Origin of the sequence: Providencia sp. PROV122 (assembly GCF_028482365.1) — a bacterium.
GTDB lineage: Bacteria > Pseudomonadota > Gammaproteobacteria > Enterobacterales > Enterobacteriaceae > Providencia > Providencia stuartii.
On sequence record NZ_JAMPQI010000008.1, the window covers coordinates 1 to 26,245 of the forward strand.

General features: G+C 40.4%; 22 protein-coding genes and 1 pseudogene. 14 read left to right on the forward strand and 9 right to left on the reverse strand.

Annotation, left to right across the window (positions count from 1 at the left end; translation table 11 throughout):
- From tssD to PSE69_RS06690, 5 genes are all read right to left on the reverse strand, one after another.
- The coding region (gene tssD / locus PSE69_RS06670) for a type VI secretion system tube protein TssD (RefSeq protein ID WP_272675195.1) at window positions 1–153 on the reverse strand (153 nt) is incomplete at its 3' end.
- 795 nt (window positions 154–948) lie between these two features.
- The gene (locus PSE69_RS06675) at window positions 949–1,944 is read right to left on the reverse strand and encodes a Csu type fimbrial protein (RefSeq protein WP_042116484.1); all 996 of its coding nucleotides are present in this window, start codon (window positions 1,942–1,944) and stop codon (window positions 949–951) included.
- Between the two features lie 24 nt (window positions 1,945–1,968).
- The gene (locus PSE69_RS06680) at window positions 1,969–4,365 is read right to left on the reverse strand and encodes a fimbria/pilus outer membrane usher protein (RefSeq protein ID WP_121875258.1); all 2,397 of its coding nucleotides are present in this window, start codon (window positions 4,363–4,365) and stop codon (window positions 1,969–1,971) included.
- The gene (locus tag PSE69_RS06685; RefSeq protein WP_121875259.1) at window positions 4,337–5,050 is read right to left on the reverse strand and encodes a fimbrial biogenesis chaperone; all 714 of its coding nucleotides are present in this window, start codon (window positions 5,048–5,050) and stop codon (window positions 4,337–4,339) included. Before PSE69_RS06685 ends, PSE69_RS06680 begins: the two co-directional genes overlap by 29 nt.
- 41 nt (window positions 5,051–5,091) lie before the next feature.
- The gene (locus PSE69_RS06690) at window positions 5,092–5,619 is read right to left on the reverse strand and encodes a Csu type fimbrial protein (RefSeq protein ID WP_223854747.1); all 528 of its coding nucleotides are present in this window, start codon (window positions 5,617–5,619) and stop codon (window positions 5,092–5,094) included.
- A gap of 1,899 nt (window positions 5,620–7,518) precedes the next feature.
- Between PSE69_RS06690 and flhD the strand changes: the two genes are divergently transcribed.
- The 12 genes from flhD (at window position 7,519) to PSE69_RS06750 (ending at window position 19,586) form a co-directional block, all read left to right on the forward strand.
- Complete coding sequence (gene flhD, locus PSE69_RS06695) at window positions 7,519–7,866, forward strand: flagellar transcriptional regulator FlhD (RefSeq protein ID WP_004918564.1); 348 nt, start codon at window positions 7,519–7,521, stop codon at window positions 7,864–7,866.
- The gene (gene flhC, locus PSE69_RS06700) at window positions 7,866–8,453 is read left to right on the forward strand and encodes a flagellar transcriptional regulator FlhC (RefSeq protein ID WP_040133449.1); all 588 of its coding nucleotides are present in this window, start codon (window positions 7,866–7,868) and stop codon (window positions 8,451–8,453) included. The genes flhD and flhC overlap by 1 nt, the downstream gene beginning before the upstream one ends.
- Before the next feature lie 95 nt (window positions 8,454–8,548).
- Entirely contained in the window at window positions 8,549–9,436 is an 888-nt protein-coding gene (gene motA, locus PSE69_RS06705; RefSeq protein ID WP_004918567.1) for a flagellar motor stator protein MotA, read from the forward strand.
- A gap of 7 nt (window positions 9,437–9,443) precedes the next feature.
- Window positions 9,444–10,397: a flagellar motor protein MotB gene (gene motB, locus PSE69_RS06710; RefSeq protein ID WP_004918569.1), complete on the forward strand. Its 954-nt coding sequence runs from the start codon at window positions 9,444–9,446 to the stop codon at window positions 10,395–10,397.
- 69 nt (window positions 10,398–10,466) lie between these two features.
- Window positions 10,467–12,542, forward strand: a complete 2,076-nt coding sequence (gene cheA / locus PSE69_RS06715; RefSeq protein WP_121874884.1) for a chemotaxis protein CheA — start codon at window positions 10,467–10,469, stop codon at window positions 12,540–12,542.
- Between the two features lie 16 nt (window positions 12,543–12,558).
- Window positions 12,559–13,056: a chemotaxis protein CheW gene (cheW, locus tag PSE69_RS06720; protein ID WP_014658051.1), complete on the forward strand. Its 498-nt coding sequence runs from the start codon at window positions 12,559–12,561 to the stop codon at window positions 13,054–13,056.
- A 94-nt stretch (window positions 13,057–13,150) separates the two neighbouring features.
- Complete coding sequence (locus PSE69_RS06725; protein WP_014658052.1) at window positions 13,151–14,836, forward strand: methyl-accepting chemotaxis protein; 1,686 nt, start codon at window positions 13,151–13,153, stop codon at window positions 14,834–14,836.
- 114 nt (window positions 14,837–14,950) lie between these two features.
- Window positions 14,951–16,516, forward strand: coding sequence for a methyl-accepting chemotaxis protein (locus tag PSE69_RS06730; RefSeq protein ID WP_121874883.1), 1,566 nt, complete (start codon window positions 14,951–14,953; stop codon window positions 16,514–16,516).
- Between the two features lie 70 nt (window positions 16,517–16,586).
- Window positions 16,587–17,423: a chemotaxis protein-glutamate O-methyltransferase gene (locus PSE69_RS06735; protein WP_004918579.1), complete on the forward strand. Its 837-nt coding sequence runs from the start codon at window positions 16,587–16,589 to the stop codon at window positions 17,421–17,423.
- On the forward strand, window positions 17,423–18,490 hold the full coding sequence (locus PSE69_RS06740) for a protein-glutamate methylesterase/protein-glutamine glutaminase (protein ID WP_014658053.1): 1,068 nt from the start codon (window positions 17,423–17,425) through the stop codon (window positions 18,488–18,490). The genes PSE69_RS06735 and PSE69_RS06740 overlap by 1 nt, the downstream gene beginning before the upstream one ends.
- Before the next feature lie 40 nt (window positions 18,491–18,530).
- A complete protein-coding gene (gene cheY, locus PSE69_RS06745; protein WP_004918582.1) occupies window positions 18,531–18,923 on the forward strand; it encodes a chemotaxis response regulator CheY in 393 nt (130 codons plus the stop codon).
- A gap of 24 nt (window positions 18,924–18,947) precedes the next feature.
- Complete coding sequence (locus tag PSE69_RS06750) at window positions 18,948–19,586, forward strand: protein phosphatase CheZ (protein WP_004918584.1); 639 nt, start codon at window positions 18,948–18,950, stop codon at window positions 19,584–19,586.
- 84 nt (window positions 19,587–19,670) lie between these two features.
- Here the strand turns inward: PSE69_RS06750 and PSE69_RS06755 are convergent, their stop codons facing one another.
- Window positions 19,671–20,228 (reverse strand): hypothetical protein, encoded by a 558-nt coding sequence (locus PSE69_RS06755; RefSeq protein ID WP_121874882.1) that lies wholly within the window; start codon window positions 20,226–20,228, stop codon window positions 19,671–19,673.
- Window positions 20,229–20,532: 304 nt separating this feature from the next.
- Here PSE69_RS06755 and flhB point away from each other — a divergent pair.
- Window positions 20,533–21,683 (forward strand): annotated as a pseudogene (flhB, locus tag PSE69_RS06760) (flagellar biosynthesis protein FlhB).
- The gene (gene flhA, locus PSE69_RS06765) at window positions 21,676–23,772 is read left to right on the forward strand and encodes a flagellar biosynthesis protein FlhA (RefSeq protein ID WP_121874881.1); all 2,097 of its coding nucleotides are present in this window, start codon (window positions 21,676–21,678) and stop codon (window positions 23,770–23,772) included. The pseudogene flhB and the gene flhA overlap by 8 nt, the downstream one beginning before the upstream one ends.
- 809 nt (window positions 23,773–24,581) lie before the next feature.
- Here flhA and PSE69_RS06770 read toward each other — a convergent pair.
- The 3 genes from PSE69_RS06770 to flgA form a co-directional block, all read right to left on the reverse strand.
- Window positions 24,582–25,022 (reverse strand): flagella synthesis protein FlgN, encoded by a 441-nt coding sequence (locus PSE69_RS06770; RefSeq protein WP_169342339.1) that lies wholly within the window; start codon window positions 25,020–25,022, stop codon window positions 24,582–24,584.
- A 10-nt stretch (window positions 25,023–25,032) separates the two neighbouring features.
- Complete coding sequence (flgM, locus tag PSE69_RS06775) at window positions 25,033–25,335, reverse strand: flagellar biosynthesis anti-sigma factor FlgM (RefSeq protein WP_004918599.1); 303 nt, start codon at window positions 25,333–25,335, stop codon at window positions 25,033–25,035.
- A 173-nt stretch (window positions 25,336–25,508) separates the two neighbouring features.
- A complete protein-coding gene (flgA, locus tag PSE69_RS06780) occupies window positions 25,509–26,165 on the reverse strand; it encodes a flagellar basal body P-ring formation chaperone FlgA (RefSeq protein ID WP_053110748.1) in 657 nt (218 codons plus the stop codon).
- Window positions 26,166–26,245: the final 80 nt, after the last annotated feature.

A 26,245-nucleotide genomic window follows, 5' to 3' on the forward strand; every position in this document is an offset into this window, starting at 1 on the left:
TGGTACGGTCACAATGTGGGAAAACTCTTGTACCAGCATTTGGTCTTCATGACCTTCTACATAGATGTTACCGACCGATTCAGGGGTAAATGCTCCCGCAGTGATGTTGCCCTGCGTTTTTCCTTCGATAGAGATATAACATGGAGTTGGCATAATATGTCCTTTTATTATCCTGAGTTATCATAATAAGTCAGGTGATTAATAACGATGGTTTATTGCAATAAGAGCAATATATTCCTTGCTCAATATCATTAATATCAGCCAATGCGCATGGTGATTTTGGTTAGGAAAAATAATATATGCCGAGGGTGGGGATGTAAATGTATCGGAATAATCCGAACGGCCTAGGATAAGTGACTCAGCGTAAAATAATTGTCATATCGATATTTATTGCTTTCGTTTTGCCATTTTTAGTATTTAAGTAGTATAAAATGTTTTCGCTTTTGTTCGTTATTTTGATGAAAAACGCTTAACTATCGAAAATATTAGAAAAAATCTATGTACATTGAGCGAAAAAACGTTCCAGAAAATTCCTAACGTTTAATTTCTTTAACTCATTGTTTTACAATGATAAAAAATCTTACACTTAGAATGCTTGTCAAGTAGAGGATAAAGTCTGTTAGTTGTAAATTTTAATGCTAAAAAAGTATACTCTATAAAACAATTATTCTGATTGTTTTAATTTTTATCCATAATAACAAATGGTTATGTTCATTATTTAATAAGCAAATCTTCAAAGATCATTCCCAGCGTGGAATTTTGTACTCATAGGGCGATTGCTTTAATTAAAAGATATTGATGAATTTTATATTTTATTTTCACACCTTATTTATTACTTAATGAATTTTAAAGCATATGATATGGGAAAATGAATTAGAACAAGCTCTAAGCTCTTATCAAAATAGGAATATCTTGATGATGTCTAACTAACTCTGTTTTGCCATAAAACTAATAGCTGACATTAACTGTCACGGTATCGCTGTAATTTCCGGGTTGGTAGTTAGCAGAAGGAACAGTGACATACACGGGGTAAAGCTTAGCGATACCAGAGCCTATATCGGAAACCAAATTAACGAGGTTGTTACCCCATATTATCCCATTGGGTCCTGGTGTTGAGCTAAGTTGATAAGGTATTTGATCGGTTGTTGTTGGACTTTGCAAGAAACCTGCACCTTGCAAATTATTATTTGAAGGTAGTAAACCAATACTAAAAGGGGTTGTATTTGTACAGGTAACAGAAATATTACCATTAGCTGTGGTGTTGGTTGTCTGGCTTTTGACATTACCGAGATGAATATCGCCGCTGGCGGAAACAATGCATTGCTTATTAACTGTGGTTGTCACAGTAAAAGGAAAAGTGGGGCCAATAATGGAACCGCAACTATTTGGCGTACTGAGCAGACCGATATTTAAAGTTGAGCTAGCAGTCAATGAGGTATAGGTATCAATATAAGTGGCAGGGATCACGGTTGATGGATTGAGCGATAATTGGGCATAAACGGTCACCGAACCTGTTGTTGGCGTTGACCCTTGACCGATATTCAGTTTGATCATGACAGGGCTAGTGTCAGAAATATATTGGCTCCCCCAAATAAGACTATAATTTGCATTTTGATATAACTGATAGCTTATGGGGGCATTTATTCCAATGGGGGACATTTGCCGAGAAACGATTTGGCTAGAAGTACTGGAGTTACCTATATTTAAACATAGTGTGGCGCCAAGAAACGTATCGAGTAACTCCTTCGTACAACTATAATGAATAGTGAGTGAGGTAGTTGCAGTATTATTAGTTAAGGGCATGATGTTGCCGAAATTAAGTGTGTCGATATTTAAAATGGAGCAAGTTAAGCCATAAGCGGGGCGAGGTTGATTGAGAAATATTGCAAAGAAAGTGAATAATAAGCTCAGCGTTTTGTATTTGTTAGTAATGTGAGTAGACATCATTTGATCCTTGTTTGACGGATTTTAATCTAAATAAGGGGATGACTCAGGATGGCAGTGTAATGGGCCAATCTGAGGAATAAGCTCATCGGTTTTTGGATAGGTAAATGTGACAGTACATTCTCCTTTGGGGTAATGGATCAGCAGATGGTTGTCAGTTTTTAAGGTATCGAAATAGGCTATGCCATCGTATCCCACTGTCACTAAATTCTCTTTTTGGCCATTTAATGCAACTTGGCTTCCCTCAGGTAATAGCACACCATTTGGGTCAGCGAGGATCACTAATGCAGGGTGCGTTTTAATTAAATCAAATTTAGCGAGAACACCTGAATGATATTTGGGGATAACGTCTATTTGGGTCTGTTTAACTTGAATATTGGCAGGTAAATGAGTTGGATCTAACGTTAGCACATTTCGCTGGTAACTATTAAGTGAAGGAATTAAAAGTAACCCATCATGATTTGTTGTACCGATAACGCTATTTTCTAACCGAATAGGAAGGTTGCCGATACCATTTGTTGATACAATGGCGAAGCTATTCATAATTGGTTTTGAAATAAAAAAGTGATTATTAGCCGCGACGATAGCACCACTTGCACCAATATACTGTGAGTGGGTTTGGTTTAGGTTATTAAACCCTGAGCTAAGATGTATTTTATCGGTAAAATAATTAATATCGATTTGGTGATTATTTTCACTATCCTGCTTGCTTGCCGTAATATTCCAGCCTAACCCTCCCTCTGAAGGGGCCGATTGGTTTGCATTTATCTGGTACGTTTGAGCATTCTGATTTTTTTGGCTCGTGATGCGAATGCTTTGCTTATTCCCGAGTATCATTGTGGCCGCTAGGTATATAATGCTTTCTTTATCATCGGTAAGTTTTTTATTAATACTGGCGCTAATAGATAGCGTATCGTTAATGGGTTTGTACCAATGAGCACCCAAATAACCTATTGTCGGGTCATTATGGGGGCGAAAGCCAAAATAGGACAGATTAAAACTACCAAGATATTCCGAATTATAGCCAAAAACAGCATTACCATTAAACGCCAATGGTGGCGCAGAATAATTTGTTGCAATATCATAATACTGAGGTGTGGTTATGGTGGCTGAGGCGCTGAAATTAATGAGATTATTAGCCCAATGATAACCCGCATAATAGAGCCAACCTGGAGTGCGAGAGTCAGTGCTTATCGCGATAGCGGTTGAAAGTGTTCCTCCTCCTATTTGTGGTATCCAATGACTTTCAATCCCCAAATTGAACAAATCGGTTGCCAATTCGGCATGAGTGCCGGTTGTTAAATAATTATTTTCCCCATAACGAACCGTTGTGCTTATAACGGGCTTGCTAGCATAATCAAATGAGCGAATAGCATAATTTTCACGTATAAAGCCAATTTCAGCTGACCAATCAACAAGCCCCTCACGTAATAATGTTTGGTCATTATAAAATGAAATATTCTGAGTCGTGGCTCTACCTAATGAATCAGTTAACACAATTTGCGCTTTTCCTTCACCACTGACCGTCGGTAAGCTATTTAATGCAAAATGACCGATTGGCACTTCACCGCTATAGCGTTTAATACCATCAATATATAATTCCACGTTTGATGGCACCGTTGCCGAACCATAAAAAGTCGTCAATGGTGCAGTTGGCATATATGGCTGTAAGGAAAAATCAGTAGCTATTTGTAACCCTGCAATCCGTGTGGCGCGTGACCATGTTAAAGCACGAGTGACGGTATCCCCTAAATTCAAAAATAGGTGTTTGTCTTCAAATGAGGAGCGCCAAGCAGTATCTATGCGCGTCAATGAGGAGGATAATTCAGGGTGTCCCAGTGTATTGTGGCTTTGCTGTGTCGTACTCAATAGGCCAAATGGATTAAATAATCGTAATTCAGAAAAACTGCTTAATGAATTGGTGATATTTTTCGCTAGATGCAAATCATAATTTAATAAAGCGCCTTTTGAGGCGTGAGCTTGCACTTGTTCTGACGCTATTAAGTCAATAGTGGTAGCGTTAAGAGTTAATAATGAAAGTGGGGCGTCAATAATCAATCTCTGCTGATCGGCATGATAGCGATAACTAATCTCGGTTAGTTCATGCAAGCCGATAAGGCTTTTATGTTGTGTGGGGAGATTGAAATGTAATTGTTTTAATGTTTCAGCACTTACCCACAGTGTGTCATCTTGGTAACCAAAGCGAGCAATACCAAAATGTGTTTGATTAATGATGACCTCAAGATAAAGCTCAGTGCCGGGTAGCGATGAAGTATCATCAATCAAATGTTCAAAGGAAGTAGGGTAAGCATTTAGCTGAGCGGTAACCAAAATAGGATAAAAAGCAGCAAATAGCAGGAAAATTTCTGCTAATAAATGCAGGTAACAAATATTAAATAGGGTAGGTTTGCTGTTCACCATTGATCAAAGCTTTTATTGTATTGTTTGGTTTGGAGCAAACTTCGGGCAGTGTTACTTCCCATTGCATCGTTGAGCGCGGCAATACGTATCCTAACAAGCCGGAATTGATGATCGTATGTTTCCCTTTGCAGTCAATGAAGTGAATATTGGATAGTTGGGCATGGGTATTGCCGTTGTTATGTACAATCAGGGTGTTTTTGGATGGATGTTTTATGAACTGCCATTCTAAGAAAACGGTAGCACTCGGCATATTTAAGGGTTGTACAAAAATAGGCAGTGAATAATGCAAAACAAATTGTAATTTATTGCTGCTATTCTGCCCGGTAGGCAACTCATTTATTGAAAGGCGATAGGCTAGTTCTTCACTCCCCATTATATTGTTGTTCCGGATCACTCTGACTAATTGTTGTTCATTGGGGTTCAGTTTGATCATAGGAGGACTGATAATAATGTCTCTGGTAGCCACTAGCTCATTGCTTGAATTTTTTTGATACCAGAGAAATGTCCTCACTTGCGCTTGTATCGGCTCTTTTCCATTATTACTTAGCCAAATTCCTGCGGAATTCTGTTGGGGATTAAATGTCAGTGTGACAGGTGTGACTTGTAACCCACCTCCATAAAGCTGGCTTGAGTAGAATAACCAGATGAATGAACAGATAAATAATGGTGAAAGTCTGCATGCCATTCGTTTGATCTTCCTTATAGTGATTTTGAAATGACGAAGCCTTAATAATTGACGTTAACAGTGACAACGTCAGAATAGGTATCTGGCGTGAAATTAGTGTTTGTCACTACCGCATAAACTGTAAAATTTTGCACCTCTCCATTGCCCGTTCCGGAAATTCCATTTCCTTGCGTTAACGATGTTGCGGTATTTCCCCAATGACTTCCTGTTGCAGATGATTGTTTGAGCTGATAAGGAATTTTATCGGTGTTGCTTATTGAATTAGTCACTGAAGATAAAGTGCCTGTGCCATCATCCGTACCACTATTCAGCGCCGAAGGTGACAACCCAATGCTAAAAGGAATGTTTTTCGAGCAGGTCACACTCAATGTGGTTTTCGACGATGGATTGCTAGTGTTTAAACTGACGGAGCCTAAGTTGATATCAGAATTAACACTCACTTGGCAGGAGCTGGTTACCGTCATTAAAACTTGAAAAGTGGTTGTTGCTAAGTTTGCTGCATTAAGACTGGATGACATTGAATAGGAGCCAATAGTTAGAAGAAATACGTTCTTCACTGTCGGTATCATAGGAACCTCGTGTAGGGATTATCGTTATATTAATCTTGAATTTTTACTTTCTGACAGCGCAAACGTATAAATTAATTCATCATAAAAAGAATAAAAGCAATATTATTATCTGTTATTTTTTGTTATTGAGATGGTTAATATATGAGGAATGATTTAATTTATTGATAATATTGGTATTTTTTTGGATGGAAAATAGCTCACTATCTTCGAATAGTCGCGATTGTTATTTTTGTTATCATAAAGTTAATCAATTGTTTAATGTTGTAAACAAAGTCAAAGCAAGGACTTTTTTATCGTTTTAAGGCGGTTTTTTCGGCGCTTTATCGCCTTTTTATCAAGGTGGGTAGGCAATGAAAAAAAATTTTTAAGCTAGTGAGATAGAAAAGAGCTAAGTGATTACTTTTAAAACAGTTTATATAACCTGATGAAGCTCTATTCAGCGGCATTATTTGAAACTATCCCATTAATTGGAAAACTTTCAGAAAGTATGAAACTAATTGTGATGTTTATCTCATTTTTGAGATTCTATTTTTGCTCATAAATTCAACAAATTGGCTATTAGATCCTATTTTATTTTTGAAATGAAATTTTGAAATGAAAAGAGGAGATAGCTGGATCCATTTTGCAGTTGCTAAGAAATTTTACTTATGTCGATTATTGAAAATAGTCAATTTGTTAAAATAAAAATAGATAGTATTAGTCATAAACTATAACCTAATGTTACTAATTGTTACCTAAAAGGGAGTAAAATTTTACCTTTCTGAAAGAAAATTAGTAATCAGATAATGCTTGAATTTTTATGTTTTTATGCAACTAAATCTCTAAATATTGAAACAATAAATTAATAGAAAAATAATGTTTATAACCCGAATAATTTATTTTCTTGATCTCACTATTTGCGACGTTGGAAATGTAGGTTGATCATTTTATTAAAAAAAATAGACGCCAATGACAAATTGCCAAAAGTAAAATTATTGCCCAACCAATAAAGAATAAATGAGGTAAATAATGAATTTCTCTTTAAACATTAATTGATATTGCTATTTCTCAGATAAAAAAATAGCGGTTTTTGAAAAAATAAATTGTATTTTGTTAAGAAAAAATTACCAGTAAAGCGAAAGAGTAAATAATAATCAATATCATTTAATTGATTAGTGAAACTTATTAAATATTAAGTGGGATTTATAATGCATCATTTGAATTACAGTATAAAAAACAAACAATTGAGGTTGAGGAATTTTGAATGAATAATATTTACTTTATTGAATTAATTGAAATTTAATGAATAAAATTAAATCTGTTTCTCATTCAATTTGAACGTTTACCTAAAATAGATAAGAGTTTCCCAATAACTTTCTTTGATATAGATCAATATCCTGCTTTGTCTATTATGCTTGGTCTTTTTAGTTGACTTTTAAACAAATATGAGTAGAAAGGTTATCTAAGGTGTTGTAATTTAGGTTATGTCAAACTTATATGTCGTGGTTATTTGAGATATGGAAGTAGAAGATATAGTTATAATGAAGAATTGTTTATGAATCGACGGATTATCGTTCTAATAGGGTAAAAAGAAACATCAGCATCTTGAATAGTTAATTTTGTGGTGCATAATAAATAACGACTAAAATTGATATCGGCAAATTCCTACATTTGATAAAGATTTTAGTTGGTTCATTATTTTTTGTAAGTATTTAGGAAATAGATTTAATTTAAGTTTTAACTTTCACGTATTTTATACTCCTTAATAGGTATTCGCTTAATGAGTGGCATGAATCGGTAATGGAGACTGTCGCCTAGTATATTTTTCTTATTATTAAAAATTAGGTTATAGCGGTACGTTTAAACTTCATGTTTGTCCTATTTGCACACAGATGTAGATAATATTTAAAAGGAAAAAAAATGACCTCAACGACTGATTTTCTGAAGCATATATACGATATTAATCTTTCCTATCTGCTGCTTGCTCAAAAACTTATCTCTCAAGAAAAGGCCTCCGCGATGTTTCGTCTTGGTATTTCTGAATCAATGGCGACTACATTAGCAGATCTTTCCTTGCCTCAATTAGTTAAATTAGCAGAAACAAACCAGCTTATCTGCCAATTTAGATTTGAAAATAGTGACACGATAGAGAAGTTAACACGTGACTCAAGGGTGGATGAATTACAACAAATTCATACAGGTATATTACTTTCAACTCACTTGTTGCAAACGCACAAGGCACATGACAATGAAACAGCGAGAAAATGATGAGTAGTACTACTGAAAAAAGTATTGTTAAAGAAGCTAGCGATATTCGCCTTGCGATGGAACTGATTTCTTTAGGCGCTCGTCTCCAAATGTTAGAAAGTGAGACCCAAATTAGCCGAGGTAGATTAATCCGTTTATATAAAGAGTTAAGAGGATGCCCACCACCAAAGGGTATGCTTCCGTTTTCAACTGATTGGTTTATGACTTGGGAACAAAATATTCACTCTTCCATGTTTTATAACGCTTATCAGTTTTTAATTAACACAGGGCACTGCAAGGGTGTTGATGCCATTGTGAAAGCTTATCGTCTATATTTGGAACAATGCGCACCGCAATCAGAAGAACCATTATTAGCTTTAACACGCGCATGGACACTAGTTCGTTTCGTTGAGAGTGGCATGTTGCAAAGCTCGGTGTGTAGCTGCTGTCATGGCTCATTTATTACTTATGCTCATATACCAGAAAATAGTTTTACTTGCAGTTTATGCCAGCCGCCATCACGGGCAATAAAAAAACGTAAACTTTCCGAACATCTCGCCGATATTACGGTATATCGACAGGATGGCATTACTAAAGCGGTAATGTAATTGGATTGATGTGGTAAACAGATAATAAATTATCTGTCCTTCCTAATATTCCCTTTAACTGCCATCTGTTACATAACTGAGTTGAAGGGAATATTGTGTTAATACTCATCGGATATATCATTGTTACAGGTACAGTCATCGGCGGCTATCTGATGCTTGGTGGCCACTTAGGGGCACTTTACCAACCTGCTGAATTTGTCATTATTCTAGGTGCCGGTTTCGGTGCATTCGTTGTTGGTAACAGTGGTAAGTCGATTATCGCCTTATGCAAAGTGTTACCCCGCGTGTTCCGCCGTTCTTCATACAACAAAGCGATGTCCATGGATTTGATGGCATTGCTATTTCAGTTATTAAATAAATCACGTCAAGAAGGTTTACTGGCGCTTGAAAAAGACATTGAAAACCCTCAAGAGAGTGAAATTTTCTCGCAATATCCCCGTGTATTAAAAGATAAAACAACGCTGATGTTTGTTGTGGATTATTTACGCCTAATGGTAACAAGCAATCTACAAAGTCATGAAATTGAAGCCTTGATGGATGAAGAGCTTGAGACTTTTCGCCAAGAAAGTGAGGTGCCTGCCTCTGGTTTAAATATGGTTGGGGATTCAATGCCGGCTTTTGGTATCGTTGCCGCCGTACTGGGTGTGGTTAACGCATTGGGATCAGCCGATCGCCCTGCGGGTGAACTAGGCGCATTAATTGCGCATGCGATGGTTGGTACTTTCCTTGGTATTTTAGTGGCTTATGGGTTTATTTTACCGCTGGCTGCATTGATTCGTTTACGCACCAATGAACAATTAAAAATGTTGGAATGTATAAAAGTGACATTCCTTTCCGCGTTACAAGGGTATGCCCCTCAAATTGCTGTCGAATTTGGTCGTAAAGTCTTGTACAGCGCTGATCGCCCTTCATTCATGGAACTAGAAGATAAGGTTCGCGAAGTCAAAATTAGTCATCGTTCACAAGCACAGAGCGAGGAGTAATGAGCCAATGAGAGGAAATAACGCCCATATTATTCGAGTCAAAAAGCGCGTTGCAAGCCATCAAAATGGACATGGTGGCTCTTGGAAAATTGCCTATGCAGACTTTATGACGGCGATGATGGCGTTCTTTTTAGTGATGTGGCTAATTTCCATATCTAGCCCACAAGAATTGACACAGATTGCCGAATATTTTCGTACCCCATTAAAAACAGCCATTAATTCAGGCACTAAAAGTGGTGATGCCACCAATCCAATTCCGGGCGGGGGGAAAGATATCGTGTTTCGTGATGGGGATATCTTACCTGAGCCGAATAACAAAATAGAAGATCAATCCAATTATCGGTTTGAAAAACTAAAGCAATCGCTTGAGCAAGCGATTCTAAAAGACCCGCGGTTAAATGAACTGAAGCCTCATCTACTGATCGACATGATTGATGATGGCTTACGCATCCAAATTGTTGATAGTGAAAATCGCCCAATGTTTATGGTGGGCTCTGCCTATGTTGAGCCACATATGCGCGACATTTTGCGTGCCATAGCACCTTTACTCAATGATGTTCCAAACAAAATTAGCATATCAGGTCATACCGATGATCTGCCGTATGCGAATGGAGCCAACTATAACAACTGGGAATTATCAGCTGATAGGGCAAATGCTTCGCGTCGTGAACTTATCGCTGGGGGATTAAACCAAGACAAAATTTTACGTGTTGTAGGGATGGCTTCCAGTATTCATCTGGATAAAAACAATGGATTAGCGCCAGTCAATCGCCGTATTAGCATTATTGTATTAAATGAAACTGAGACTGAACAGATCTTGCATGAATACGATGGTGCAACGCCACTGAATGAACTATTGAACAAACCGCAGCAAGACGCTGAGGCATCATCAATAGAGAATGCAGAAAAAAAGGCGGATGGGGCAACTCATTCAGCAGCAGTATTAACGCCTTCAAATTAATTTTCGTTGTGACACTTAAAAACAGACTTACAACGTTAAGTGAAACCTAAGCTAAATTGGATAAGAACCATGGATATTACCGAGTTTTATCAAACGTTTTTCGATGAAGCTGATGAGCTACTTAGGGATATGGAACAACATTTACTTGAGCTCGATCCTTTCGACCCAGATAGCGAACAGTTAAATGCCATTTTCCGTAGTGCCCATTCAATAAAAGGGGGCGCTGCGACCTTTGGTTTCACACAGTTGCAAAACACCACGCATACATTGGAAAACCTGCTCGATAAAGCACGTCACGATGAACTGACTTTAACGCCAGATATTATTGATGTTTTTTTAGACGCTAAAGATGTGATGGCATCACAACTTGAAGCTTATAAAAATGACTCGTTACCTGATGAAGAGGCATTTAAACATATTTGTGAGGTGCTTGGCCGTGTTGAACAAAAAGCAGAAGAAGTGGTCACTGAGGCACTTCCAATCCAAGCATCGACTCCGATTGAACAGCCGACGGTAACTGAAATAGCGGCAAGTGATGAATATACCCATTACTTTGTTATCACGCTAAGTCAGCTAAAAGCCAATGAAGTCGATTTATTAGCAGAAGAATTGGCTTTATTTGGCACACTTTATGACACCGAAAAAACGGCAGATAGCTTAAAAGCTTGGCTTGGAACAAATACCGTGATTGACGATATTTGTGGGGTGCTCTGTTTTGTGGTCGATGAATCACAAATTACACATCAAGTGGTTGATGCTCAAACTTGTTTAGCCCATTTACCGCCAGCTGCCAAGTCACCTGCCGAAGATGTTGCTACCACGGCAGTAGCTGAAGCGGCGATGAAACCTAAGGCTCCACAAACAGACGCTGAAGAGACGACGAAATCGAAACCTACGGCAACAGCTCGTAAGGCGCCTCCGGCAAAAGCGAAAGCGGATTCCAGTAGTATTCGTGTTGCCGTGGAAAAAGTGGACCAACTGATTAATTTAGTCGGCGAGCTGGTGATCATTCAATCCATGCTGACACAACATAGCCAGCAGCTTGACCATAACGAATACGGTGACTTATTGAGTTCGATTGTGCAGCTAGAGCGCAACTCGCGAGCGTTGCAAGAGTCTGTTATGTCGATCCGCATGATGCCAATGGATTATGTATTTAGTCGTTTCCCTCGAATGGTGCGAGATATCGCCACTAAGCTTAACAAAAAAATAGAGCTGAAGGTGGAAGGAAGTGCGACAGAGCTTGATAAGAGCTTGATTGAACGGATTGTAGATCCACTTAACCATCTTGTACGTAATAGCCTCGATCATGGTATCGAGAAACCAGAAGTTCGTGTGGCAAATGGTAAACCGGAAACAGGGACTTTGACCTTATCTGCATCACATCAAAGTGGCAACATCTGTATTGAAGTTCGTGACGATGGGGCGGGGCTTAACCGTGAACGCATTTTGGCGAAAGCACGCTCCCAAGGCATGAATGTTCATGATGGCATGAGTAATGAAGAGATAGCCATGTTAATTATGGCGCCTGGTTTTTCTACAGCCGAAGTGGTCACCGATGTTTCTGGACGCGGCGTTGGCATGGATGTGGTGAAACGCAATATTCAAGATATGGGGGGCCGTATTCAGATTGGTTTTACCGAAGGAAAAGGAACCATTATTCGCATTTTGCTGCCTCTCACATTGGCTATCCTCGATGGTATGTCGGTTAAAGTTGCAGAGGATGTTTTTATTGTTCCTTTAAGTGCCATTATCAGTACGTTGCAACCACGCCAAGAAGATATTTATCGCCTTGCTGGTGAGGAAAAAATGTTATTGGTTCGTGGTGAGTATTTGCCATTAGTTGAGTTGCATCAAGTGTTTAGCATCACAGGCGCAGAGCGTGATTTAACCAACAGTATTGTGCTGATTATTCAACATGCCGGACACCGTTTTGCACTGTTGGTTGATAAGTTAATTGGGCAACAGCAGGTCGTTGTTAAAAATATTGAAAGTAATTACCGAAAAATCCCCGGTATTTCCGCCGCCACCATTATGGGGGATGGCTCGGTCGCTCTGATTTTAGATGTTGCCGAGCTACAACAAATGAATAACAGCATTCTGCTCAAAAAGAAGCAGCAAATTGCACAACCCGTTATGCACTAAATAGAGGCTAAACACCATGTCAATGTTGGATGATGATTTAAATAAACTTGATGAAGAAAAAAATGGGGAAGGTTATCTCATTTTTACTTTAGGTGAAGAAGAATATGGCATTGAAATATTAAAAGTACAGGAAATCCGAGGTTACGAACAAGTGACTCGTATTGCCAATACACCAGACTTTATTAAAGGGGTGACCAATTTAAGAGGTGTGATTATCCCTATTATTGACCTGCGTGTGAAATTCTCTCATCAAAATGTCACTTATAACGATAATACCGTCGTTATTGTGGTGAATTTAAAAGATCGTGTTGTTGGAATTGTTGTTGATGGTGTTTCCGATGTATTGGTTTTAAACGAAGAACAAATTGCAGCTCCGCCTGATTTTGCGGTGACATTATCTACTAAGTACCTGACAGGGCTAGGTACAGTCGGTGAAAGAATGCTGATTTTAGTGGATATAGAAAAGCTTTTAACCAGTGATGAGATGGCACTGATTGACAACATGGCCGAGTAATAACTTGGCCTCAAATATTCTATCTACTATGGCTAAAGTTTTTAGCCTTATGACCGATATCCAAATTACAATAACATTATGTTAGTAAAACATCATGCATAGCCGAATTAAAATCGTATCAGGACTTTTGTCCGTCATTGTTATCTTTATTCTGTTGCAATTAATATCCAGCGGTTTGATGTTCAATAAACTTGGGGATAATAGTGACAGTATTAAATATTTGAATTCGCTCCAACGCCAAAGACAAGTATTAACCGAAAGTTGGGTTAATTTATTACAAGCTCGCTCTAATTTAAATCGCTCGGTCAATGCTTTTTTATTGGAAGGGCGTACCTACCAAGATGATGCTTCTGCCGAAGATTTAATTAAAGCGGCAGAGCGTAATTTCAAAGCCGCAGATGCTGCTTATCAGCGATATATCAACCTGATGGCAGAAACGAGCCATGATAAAACGAAATTTGAACAGCTTTTTTCCACCTATGAAACTTATCGGGACGCTCTGATCCAGCTAGGAAAATATGCTCAAAAAGGGCAGTTAGATGAATTCTATGCTCACCGTACATCTGGGTATCAAATTAAATTTGAAGAACAGTTTAATGCTTACTTTGCGGATATTTCGGAAGATTTCCAAAGTGAAGTGAAACGTGCAGAAGCAAATTATCGCGAATCACTTTATATGATTATTGTTTTATCAATCGTATTAGCACTGATTGGCTTCTTTAGTTATCGCTATGTACGCAAAGGCATCATTGAACCATTAAGAGCTTTAATTCAACGAATTACCACTTTTGCTGCGGGTGATTTGACCCCAAGTGTTGATACTAAAGCAACAAATGAAATTGGTGAATTAGCGCGTGGCGTAGAGCATATGCAAAAAGAGCTGATCAACACCGTACGCGGCGTTCGAGATGGTAGTGAGACTATTTATCAAGGCACCAGCGAAATTGCTGCGGGTAATAATGATCTCTCTGCTCGCACTCAACAACAGGTGGCTTGTTTAGAAGAAACCGCGGCAAGTATGAGCGAGTTGACGGCGACGGTTAAGCAAAATACAGAATACGCTCACCAAGCAAGCGAATATGCAAGCCAAGCTTCAGCGATTGCGAAAGAGGGCGGGAAAGTGGTATCCAACGTGGTAAATACCATGCTGAATATTGCAGAAAGCTCGCAAAAAATCTCAGATATCACGGCTGTCATTGATAGTATTGCTTTCCAAACCAACATATTAGCCCTAAATGCGGCGGTTGAAGCTGCTCGCGCTGGGGAGCATGGTCGTGGGTTTGCAGTTGTTGCCGATGAAGTGCGTAATCTGGCACAACGTAGTGCAAATGCTGCCAAAGAGATCAAAGCACTCATCGAAGATTCTGTATCAAGAACGGATACAGGCGCGCGCCAAGCAGAAGATGCAGGTGAGACAATGACTAAAATTGTCGAGTCAGTGACCCGTGTTACCGACATCATGTCGCATATTGCGTTGGCCTCAGATGAACAAAGCAAAGGCATTTCACAAGTCAGCATTGCTGTTGAAGAGATGGATAAAGTCACACAGCAAAACGCGTCATTGGTTGAACAGTCAGCGGTTGCGGCAAATGTCTTGGAAGAACAAGTCGCAAAACTTGCTCAGTTAATCTCTATTTTCCGTTTGCCTGCAATGAAACAAAAAGAGTTACAAACAACTGAGCCTGCGGCAAGAACCATTTCAAATGTCGTGAAGACACCGGATCTAAATAAAATATCATCGAAAAATCATCAAGATGATGACAATTGGGAAACTTTCTAAAGACTCAGCTCAGCTTAGCGCTGCCAAGTTTTACACCTGGCAGCGTTTCTGTGCATCACTGCGATAGTGACTGTAACGCATGGAAATCTTGGCTGGCGTATGTGGGGATAAAATATGTTTGGTAAGAGTATACGGATTTCAGTCAGTTTATATCTGCTTCTCGTGATGTTTTGTGGGATGCAAATTGTGTCGAGCGCACTCTCATTAGGGATAGTGTCAAGTGAGCTCTCCTCTTTAGAGCGTATCGATCTTGGTTCGAAAAAACGTGATTTACTCGAAACAACTTATGAAGATTTGATGCAGGCTCGTAGCACATTGACTCAAATTGTCGTGCATATGAAAGTGGACTCGGATACCGCGAGTATTAATAACGCAAAAGCGGTTTTTGAGCAATTTTTACAACAAGCTGCTGACGACTACGAAAAATTTAAAGCTCAGCCATTATTGAGTGAACACGAAAACATCGCGGTTATTGACGAAAAATATCAAGCGTTTCTAGCTATTTTAAAAGAGTTAAGAGCGTTAATTGATAAAAATGATATTCCTGGTTATGTCGCATTACCTGCACAACAACATCAAGAACAGATGGCCGCAGTTATCGATCAATACCTGAATTTATTGAATACCGATAGCCAAAACTCATTAGATTCCGCCAATTTTTATAACAAAGTGGCATGGTTCATGTTCTTTGCGGTGACTTTTATTATTTTAGCGGTTTCTGGCTTAGCCCATTTTTGGATGAAACGAAAACTCATTTATCCATTGATGAGCATGAGCGATCACTTTATGAAATTGGCGAAAGGTAAGTTGAACCAAGATATTCGAGTGACGACACGTGACGAAATTGGTGAGGTCTTTGAGCAACTAAAATTAATGCAAGAATCACTGGCGACCTCCGTCATTAATTTACGTACCAATACCGACCAAATGTATACCGGTATTCGTGAAATTGCGTTGGGTAATAATAATTTATCATCTCGCACCGAACAGCAAGCTGCGTCGCTAGAAGAAACAGCGGCTAGCATGGAGCAACTCACGGCGACGGTGAAACAAAACGCAGATAACGCACGTCAAGCCAGTGAGCTAGCAATATCAGCATCAAAAACAGCAACAAAAGGCGGCGATATTACCGTTGATGTTATTGATACCATGACGGAAATTTCACATAGCTCGCAAAAAATTAGCGCCATTATTAGCGTAATCGATGGCATTGCTTTCCAAACAAATATTTTGGCTTTAAACGCGGCAGTAGAAGCGGCAAGAGCCGGAGAGCAAGGTCGAGGCTTCTCCGTGGTGGCAGGGGAAGTACGCGCTTTAGCTCAGCGTAGCGCAGAAGCGGCAAAAGAGATCAAAACACTAATTGATGAATCTGTGGGTCGTGTTAATCAAGGATCTCAATTAGTTAATGAGGCCGGACAAACCATGAATGAATTAGTGGCAGCAGTTAATCAGGTCACCGAATTGATGGGCAATATCGCCTCTGCCTCTAATGAGCAAAGTCGTGGTATCGAACAGGTCGCAACCGCAGTGAGCCAAATGGATTTAGTGACGCAACAAAACGCTGCGTTAGTGGAGCAATCTACAAGTGCAACAGCTGCCTTGGAAGATCAGGCAAATAACTTAGTCGATACAGTTGCCTTTTTTGAAGTGTCAGAAACAAAAGCCGCACAGGTTAGCTAGTTATTATTGTTAAGACTAAGCAGCCGATAACCGGCTGCTTCTGGGTTTTTATCAAATAGGACAAAGTACGATGCTTTTTGCACCACAAATAGAACCATTGACCGATGAAGAGTTTGGTCGGGTTTGCCGGTTTATTCATAAAAAATCAGGCATCGTTCTTACCATGAATAAAAAAAGCATGGTGTATAACAGGCTGCTAAAACGACTACGTGATTGTAACGTCAATAATTTTTCTGAATACCTACGTATGCTGGAGCGCGAGCCTTTACACCCAGAGTGGCAAGCATTTGTCAATGCGTTGACGACAAATTTAACCGCCTTCTTCCGAGAGCCTCACCATTTCGTGACATTGGCTGACTTTGTACGCTCTCGTAAAAGTAGCAATATCAATATTTGGTGTGCGGCCTCTTCTACCGGTGAAGAGCCTTACTCCATTGCGATGACATTAAGTGATGTGCTCGGTTCACAAGCGGTGAATGCCAAAGTTATTGCGAGTGATATTGATACGGAAGTGTTAAGTAAAGCAAAACAAGGTGTTTATCGTATCGAGGAGTTAAAAGCCCTCAGCGCGTTGCAACGTCAACGCTATTTTATGAAAGGCGTTGGCGACTTTGAAGGCTATGCGCGAGTGAAACAAACGCTTAGGCAGATGATTGAATTTCGTTATTTAAATCTCAGTGATAGCGATTGGCAGCTTCAACACCGTTTCGATGCAATCTTTTGTCGTAATGTCATGATCTATTTCGATAAAGACACGCAGATCAAATTATTAGAACGATTTGCACCGTTACTCAAACCGGATGGACTGTTATTTATCGGCCATTCAGAAAATTTATCTCAATTATCACAACGATTTGTAATTAAAGGACAAACCGTCTACAGCCTACAACCGGCGAGGAGGGGGTGATGAAAAAAATTAAAGTGCTTTGTGTCGATGACTCAGCACTAATGCGTCAAATCATGCGTGAAATCATTAACAGTCACTCCGATATGATGGTAGTTGACACAGCGCCTGATCCTTATGTAGCTCGTGACTTAATTAAACAACATGAACCCGATGTGTTAACGCTCGATGTTGAAATGCCACGTATGGATGGAATTGATTTTTTAGAGAAATTGATGCGTTTACACCCATTACCTGTCGTGATGGTATCAACATTAACTTCTAAAGGCTCAGAGGTCACATTAAAAGCATTAGAGCTGGGCGCGGTTGATTTTGTTACCAAACCACAGATTGGTATTCGTGAAACGATGATGAGCTATCGAGATGTGATTGGTGAAAAAATTCGTGCTGCCGCCATGTCGAAAATAACACATCGAAACCGTTTTGCGCGCACAGAAAAAGCAACTCCAGAGCCAGCCAATATCGCTAAGCCATTATCTGCTTATGTTTGCCATAGCAGAGTGATTGCCGTGGGCGCTTCGACGGGAGGAACAGAAGCCATCCGTCAATTTTTAGAAATGTTGCCTCGCGAATGTCCGCCAGTCGTGATCACTCAGCACATGCCTGCGGGTTTTACGCGTTCGTTTGCAGAAAGGCTAAACAAGTTATGCTCATTGACGGTAAAAGAAGCGGAGCACAATGAGCCTTTGCAAAAGGGCTATGCCTATATTGCGCCGGGTGACTCTCACATGCTGGTGGTTGATAACGGGCGAGGGTATCAGATTCGTTTGCAACAAACCGAGCCGGTTAATCGCCATCGTCCTTCTGTCGATGTGTTATTTGATTCTGTTGCGAAATGTGTGGGGCGTAAATGTGTTGGCATTCTATTGACCGGAATGGGGATGGATGGGGCCAAAGGTATGCTCAACTTGCGCCAACAAGGTGCGGTGACTTACGCACAAAATGAAAGTAGTTGCGTGGTATTTGGCATGCCACGTGCCGCTATTGAGCTGGATGCCGTGGACGAAATTCAGGATATCGCCAAAATTGCCCCAAGCGTTTTGGCTCGACTTTCATCTGTTTCCGCTTAGCGGTTACAGAATTTACTATTGTATTTTTGAAGGAGTGGTTATGGCCGCTAAAGATCTCAGTTTTTTGGTTGTTGATGATTTTTCCACAATGAGACGTATTGTCCGTAACTTATTAAAAGAACTTGGTTTTAATAAAATAGAAGAAGCAGAAGATGGCGTTGATGCATTAGAAAAAATTCGTGCGGGCCATATCGATTTCGTCGTAGCAGATTGGAACATGCCAAACATGGATGGTTTAGAACTACTGAAAACGATCCGTGGCGACGAAGCGTTGAAGCACATTCCTGTTTTGATGGTAACGGCAGAAGCGAAAAAAGAAAATATCATTGCGGCGGCACAAGCGGGCGCGAGTGGTTATGTCGTGAAGCCATTTACCGCGGCTATATTGGAAGAGAAACTGAATAAAGTCTTTGAAAAAATGGGATTGCAATAAACGAACCTGTAAAAGGAGAGTGTGATGACAGAGCAAATAGTAACGACGAGCAATCCTACAGGTAATGAAGATTTAAAACAGGTCATTACGCGGATTGGCACCTTGATGAGAACGCTACGCGAAAGCATGCGTGAACTCGGTTTAGAAAAGAGTGTTCAGCAGGCGGTGGCTAGCATTCCTGATGGTAAAGATCGTTTGCGTTATATCGCCCAAATGACGGCTCAAGCGGCAGAAAAAACCCTAAACGGTATTGATATAATCAAGCCACTTCAAGTAGAAATGCATGATGAGGCAATCAAACTACAACAGCAATGGGAAGGGGTGAATACGAATCAAATCACACCTGAACTCCATCAATCAACCCATGCTTTTTTGGGGCGTGTGATTAATGACAGCTGTACGACGAAAGCCGAGTTGCTTGAAATTATGATGGCTCAGGATTTTCAAGATTTAACTGGGCAAGTGATTAAAAAAATGATGGAAGTGGTTGAAGAGGCAGAAAAACAGCTGTTGGCACTGCTTATGGAAAATACGCCACCAGAGATGCGAGTGAAGCAACAAAATGACAGTTTGCTAAATGGCCCGCAAATTAACAAGGAAGGTGTCAATGTGATGGCATCACAATCACAAGTTGATGATTTATTAGACGAGCTAGGTTTTTAAATCTTTGTTGAAGTTCCCCCCTTGCCAAAAAGCAGGGGGTCAAGAGCGAATTGCAAATTAATCAGTGTAATAAGGCGGTGATGCTCAGTCATGCTGATAGACATCAATGATTCTCCCCCCAAATGCTTTGGTAAATTGTTGAATAAACGCATTACTCATATCCCAGCTATGAAAGCTAAAACCAAGCTCGCCAAATGCCCAGGTTGGGTCATAATGCCAGTCGCCAATTGGCGCACGATAATCACAATTAACACATGACAAATCATGCGGATTACCTTCATACCATGCAGTTACAGCATCGCTCCAATCTTCACTTTGGTTGCTTTGTTCGTTTTTACAAACAGGGCAGTAGATACCAAGACCATTTCCACCTGCATGAAATACGGTACGTTGAGTGGTAATGGTGAGATAGTTTTTTAATATATGTTCCGGTAACTGAGTGGGCACAATTTTGTCATCAATAATATAGAGGATAGGCTGTTTATACTCAGGGGTGGGGCGATATATCACCTCATCATCTTCTATGAGTTGGTAATCAGGGTCGATAATCCCTTGTTGCTTGAGCCAGTTCAGCATGCGTTCCGCTTCTTTTTCTGCATTCTCTGCTGAAACATCTGGGGCGACGAGATGACAACTATCCATATATTTATGACCTTTAAGCTAAAGAGTGGGTAGGTAGCTTACCCTTTGAAATTACCTAACAAAATAGGATTTAGTGTATTTATTTCTGACTCATTCTCAGGGAAAAATAACCTATCTTTTCCCCTACCGCCACCTCGGCGTGGTGTTATTACTAGGCGTTACGTAACGGTTCGCAAAACGGATGTCATCTTACTCAATTGGCAAATAACCCTTGTGAACTTCGTCTATTTTCTTGCATTGATTTTTTTACACTCTGTCATGCTATAGCACAAACTTCTAATCTGCTGACGAGCAAGGAAACGGCGTGTCCGATGAAAGTGATGTAGAAAAAACAGAAGAACCCACGCCCCATAAAAAACAGAAGGCGAAAGATGATGGGCAGATAGTTCGCTCAAAAGAACTCAGTTCACTCATGATGATGTTAGCAGGGGTCAGTCTCCTGTGGCTCAGTGGTGGGCATCTTGCTGATGAACTACGGCAAATTTTTCGTCAAGGTTTTATTTTCGATGGGCATTACATACAAAACACCTTGTTAATGGTGAGCTACTTTGGGCGCATGGTGGGCGAAGCACTATTTGCTTTATTACCTGTTATTGGTGGATTGGCGTTAGTTGGGATCTCTGCATCGTCGCTGGTTGGAGGGTTATTATTTAATAGCAAATTAATTAAATTTGATTTGAAAAAACTTAATCCTATCAGTGGATTAAAACGAATTTTTTCGATGAATGCGCTTTCTGAATTATTTAAAGCCATTTTGAAATCGCTCTTTGTCGGGCTAGGGGCAGCTATTTTTCTCTGGCAAAACTGGTCATCACTTTTGCATCTTGTGACTGAATCTCCCGTAACCGCTTTAGGGAATGCAATGCATAAAGTGATTTTTGCTGGATACCTAATCGTATTTTTGCTGATCCCAATGGTGGCATTTGATGTTTTTTATCAATTTCGTTCACATTTGAAGAAATTACGCATGAGTCGCCAAGAAATTAAAGATGAGTTTAAACAACAAGAAGGTGACCCTCAGATAAAAGCCAAAATCCGCCAACAGCAGCGTGCAATTGCGCGGAATCGTATGATGGCTGATGTACCTCAAGCGGATGTGATAGTGACGAACCCAACTCATTATGCGGTTGCACTGAAATATGATGATAAACGTATGGGAGCACCGAAAGTGCTCGCTAAAGGCGCAGGCGTGATAGCTCAACGCATTAAAGAAATTGGCCAAGAACATCGAATTTTACAATTAGAAGCTCCCCCATTAGCGCGTGCACTGTATCGCCTGCCGAAATCGGGCAAAGCATTCCTGTAGCGCTATATGCTGCGGTGGCAGAAGTTTTAGCATGGGTTTACCAGCTACGTCGCTGGCGGCGTGAGGGTGGATTAAAACCAAGAAAACCGAAAAATTTACCAGTGCCACCGGCGCTGGATTTTGCTGGAGAAAACAATCGCGATGGCTAATTTGGCTGCATTATTAAAATTGCCTAAAAACTTACAGGGAACGCAATGGCAAATTCTTGCTGGGCCTGTTCTCATCTTGCTGATCTTGTCGATGATGGTACTGCCATTACCGGCTTTTATCTTAGATTTACTGTTTACCTTTAATATCGCTTTATCGATCATGGTGCTATTAGTGGCAATGTTCACTAAGCGTACCCTTGATTTTGCAGCCTTCCCAACCATTTTGCTGTTTGCCACACTATTACGTCTATCACTAAATATTGCGTCAACGCGCATTATTCTGCTGGAGGGGCATACTGGGCCTGATGCGGCTGGGCGTGTTGTTGAAGCCTTTGGTCACTTTTTGGTGGGGGGAAACTTTGCCATAGGGATAGTGGTTTTCATCATTTTAGTGTTAATTAACTTTATGGTGATCACCAAAGGTGCGGGGCGTATTGCCGAAGTAGGCGCACGCTTTGTCCTTGATGGTATGCCAGGTAAACAGATGGCAATTGATGCGGACTTAAATGCTGGCATTATCAATGATGATGAAGCCAAAAAGCGCCGTGCTGAAGTGACCCAAGAAGCCGATTTTTATGGCTCAATGGATGGTGCAAGTAAATTTGTGCGTGGGGATGCCATCGCGGGGATCATGATTATGGTGATCAACGTTGTCGGTGGGCTAATTATTGGTGTTGGCCAACATAATATGACATTGGGCGATGCCACGAGTGCATATACTTTGCTAACGATTGGTGATGGCTTAGTCGCTCAGATCCCAGCTTTGATTATCTCAACGGCGGCAGGGGTGATTGTGACCAGAGTCGCAACCGATGAAGATGTCGGTGAGCAGATGGTCACTCAGCTATTTAATAACCCACGGGTGATGTGGCTAAGTGCCGGTGTGTTGGGGTTAATCGGTTTAATCCCAGGTATGCCAAACTTTGTATTTTTACTGTTTACTGCCGCATTAGCAGGGCTAGGCTGGTATTTGATTCGCAAAGCTAAACAGCCAGAAAGTCAGGCAGATGATGGGCAAATGAAACAGTTCCAAGAGGCAAATAAGGTCGTTGAAGCCACTTGGGATGATGTTCAGCTTGAAGATTTACTTGCCATGGAGGTGGGCTATCGCTTAATTCCACTGGTAGATAATGACCAACAAGGTGAATTACTTGGACGAATTCGTGGCTTACGCAAGAAATTTGCGCAAGAGGTAGGTTACTTGCCACCTGTAGTGCATATTTGTGACAACTTAGAGTTAGCGCCTTGTGAATATCGTATCCTTATTAAAGGTGCGGTTGTCGGACATGGTGAGGCGCAACCAGGAAGAAGCTTGGCGATTGACCCAGGTAATGCCGCAGGTACGCTACCCGGAGATGCAACCAAAGAGCCTGCCTTTGGCCTACCTGCCGTTTGGATTGATGATGATTTGCGTGAACAAGCGCAAATCCAAGGGTATACCGTGGTTTCAGCAAGCACTGCCGTTGCTACGCACTTTAATCAGATCTTGCTACAAAACTCGAGCACATTGTTTGGTCGCCAAGAAGCACAAATGCTTTATGACCGAGTGAAGAAAGAGATGCCGAAGCTGGCTGATGATTTAATACCGGATACCATTTCTTTGACCACATTGCATCGGGTATTACAGAATCTATTAATGGAAGATGTTGTGATCCGTGATATGCGCACAATCATCGAAACACTTGCAGAAATGGCGGGTGAAAATGGTGAGCAAAAAGATACGGATTATCTAACATCACAGGTACGTATCGCATTAGGGCGGGCAATCACTCAGCAATGGTTCGGCAATGCGGATGAAATACAAGTCATTGGTCTAGATGCGGGGCTTGAGCAGATTTTATTACAAGCGGCCAAAAATGGTGGTGGCTTAGAGCCAAACCTTGCGCAATTTATTCAGACGCAAGCCGAAGAGGCCGTGAAGCACCAAGAGGCGATGGGCGCACCGACGGTATTATTGGTCAATCATGGACTACGTTTGATCTTATCTCGCTTTTTACGCAGAAGCTTACCTGAACTGGTGGTAATGTCGAATCTTGAGCTAAACGATCGCCGGAAAATTCGCATGACATCGATGATCAGTGGTAACTAAGTTGCTGAGTATAGGAATGAGGTTTTATCGCTTTTGCCGTAAGAAGCGCTTTTTATCATGCACAAGCAAAGCGTCAACGCATTCCTGATACGGATATCAAAGCAGTTGTTATACAACTGCTTTGATGCATAAGAGAGCGGGTTATCTTTTTTAACTTAACGTTTTGGGCGATTTAATAGCGTATTGGAAGCATGAAATGCTTAATTCACACTTTTCTGTAGTTATTACGTTATTTTGCTTAAAATTGCAGAAGTAACAGTTAAAGTCTCGCCTTATGGGCGATGCCGTAAGAAGCGCTTTTTATCATGTACAAGCAAAGCGTCAACGCATTCCTGATACGGATATCAAAGCAGTTGTTATACAACTGCTTTGATGCATAAGAGAGCGGGTTATCTTTTTTAACTTACTGTTTTGGGCGATTTAATAGCGTAGTGGAGGCATGAAGCGTTTAATTCACACTTTCTGTGGTTATTACGCTTTTTGGCTTAAAATGACAGGAATAAAAATCAGAGCCTCATCTTGTTTGAGTGCTAAATTGCCTTGGTAATAAAACTACGCTAGCACTTCATTAAGGTTACAAAAGGCAGGCTGATATTGAATAGCGCTAGCTAATCATTTCGTATAACGGTCACCTATGTTCACTTAATGCGATAGTGGATATAGGTGACCACTTTTCTTTTATAGACATAAAAATGGCGTGATTTATTTAGTCGAAAAACAAGAGAAGATAAAGAGTATATTCAATATGGCTTACAAGCGCATGACTGCACGTTACCGAACAGAACGGTGATCTTGTTTATCACCGTCGCCTAAATAGAAATTTTCTTACCTAATACTGGACGCTTTTCTTCTAAACCGTCTGCACCATAAGTTGATTGGTTATTATGTTTTTTGACAAAAGCAAGACGCTGGTTATTCAGTTCAATATGTAACTGCAACATTTGGTGGTTACGGTAATTTAACTCTTTTAATGTTGTTGTCAGCGCTTTGATTTCACCCCACAGGCTATGAAGCGCAGGGTTTTCATCGTAGGGCGCCACAATTCCCATTTCTTGCTCAAGGCGTAGACGATGTGTTTCACCATGTCCAATAGCGGCAACCAAATAACGCTTTTGCTCGGTGGCTTCTTGAAACGGTGATGGGGGAACACGATGGTAGCCTAACAGTAACTCCTCATTTTTCATCACTATTTGCAGTGATTGTAAATGAGTGAGCTGTTGTTCTAGCAACGTCAACAAATCATCATTCATATTCATTGTCTTACTTCATTGATAGCATGAATTCATGGGCATCACGTAAAATACCGTCGGCAACTTTCTCGGTATTCATTTGCAATGTACCATCTTTAATGGCCTGTTTAATTCGTTCAACTTTTTCACTGTTGATATCACTGGCTTGAGGTTGCAATAACTTCTTTTTTAGTTCACTTGGTGAAAAAGTACTTTCTTTAACGGATTCAGTCGCTGATACTTTTTTCTCACGAAGGGGCGCCGTGGGATCCTGTGGGTCACGGTTTGTCACTTGCGTTAGCGCTGAAATTGCAGATGTTTGCTCGATAGCCATAGTGTTTTTCCTGTTCCAGTATTTTTATAAATGGAATATCGGCGTTAATTACCAATTCTTTAATCTAATGCTTATCTTTAAGACTATTCTAATGCTTGAGAATGATAATGATACCCTTTGATATGAGTAGGCGCATAATATCGATTATCTTATTGAGTCTCAATCAAAATTCGCTACTTTAGCGCTACCCGCACACTGCCATTTTCTAAGGCTTCTCCATTAACAACCTGACCGTTGATTAATCGAACACGCGTGTTTTCCCCGGTGGCGGCATTGTTGATGGCTCGTCCTTCATATTTAACCGAAAAATTATGGCCATTTGCAAAGACATAAACGTTTTGTCCTGCTTTAACGGCCCAAGGTCGACGCATCATAGATTGTGTCAATGTTTGACCTGCATTGATATCACGCAATGCGATGCTGCCGCGTATTGCCACTTTATCGGTGGCAGCCCCTGTAGGTAGCTTATGGAGTAACCCCTTTTGGGTGCCAATATCGACAAATTCAATTTTTTCCCCACGAGCGATATTACGTGTTGCCACATAATACTGTCCGGTGACATTAACAGTTAACTGAATAAACTGTTTTTTCTTACCGCATTGCACCGGTAATGAAACATTTCCCATATTACGATTACCGACAGGAGGAAGAATTTGGGGCTTTTCACAACTAGGCCAACGTTCTATAGGTGTTTTTATCTCAATAGAGACTTGATTCGGCTTGGTGTGTATTTTACGAAAATAGTTATTAATGTCTTGCGGTAAAGAGGCTTGCGCTGTTGTCGTTAGTAAAATTAACGAGCCAAATAGCGTTGTATGAAAACCATTCATTGAGTTGCCTCCTCATCAAAAGATACTTTTCTAATTGCTCGCAGTTTACGCATCTCATCAATAATGAATGGGCCAAATAG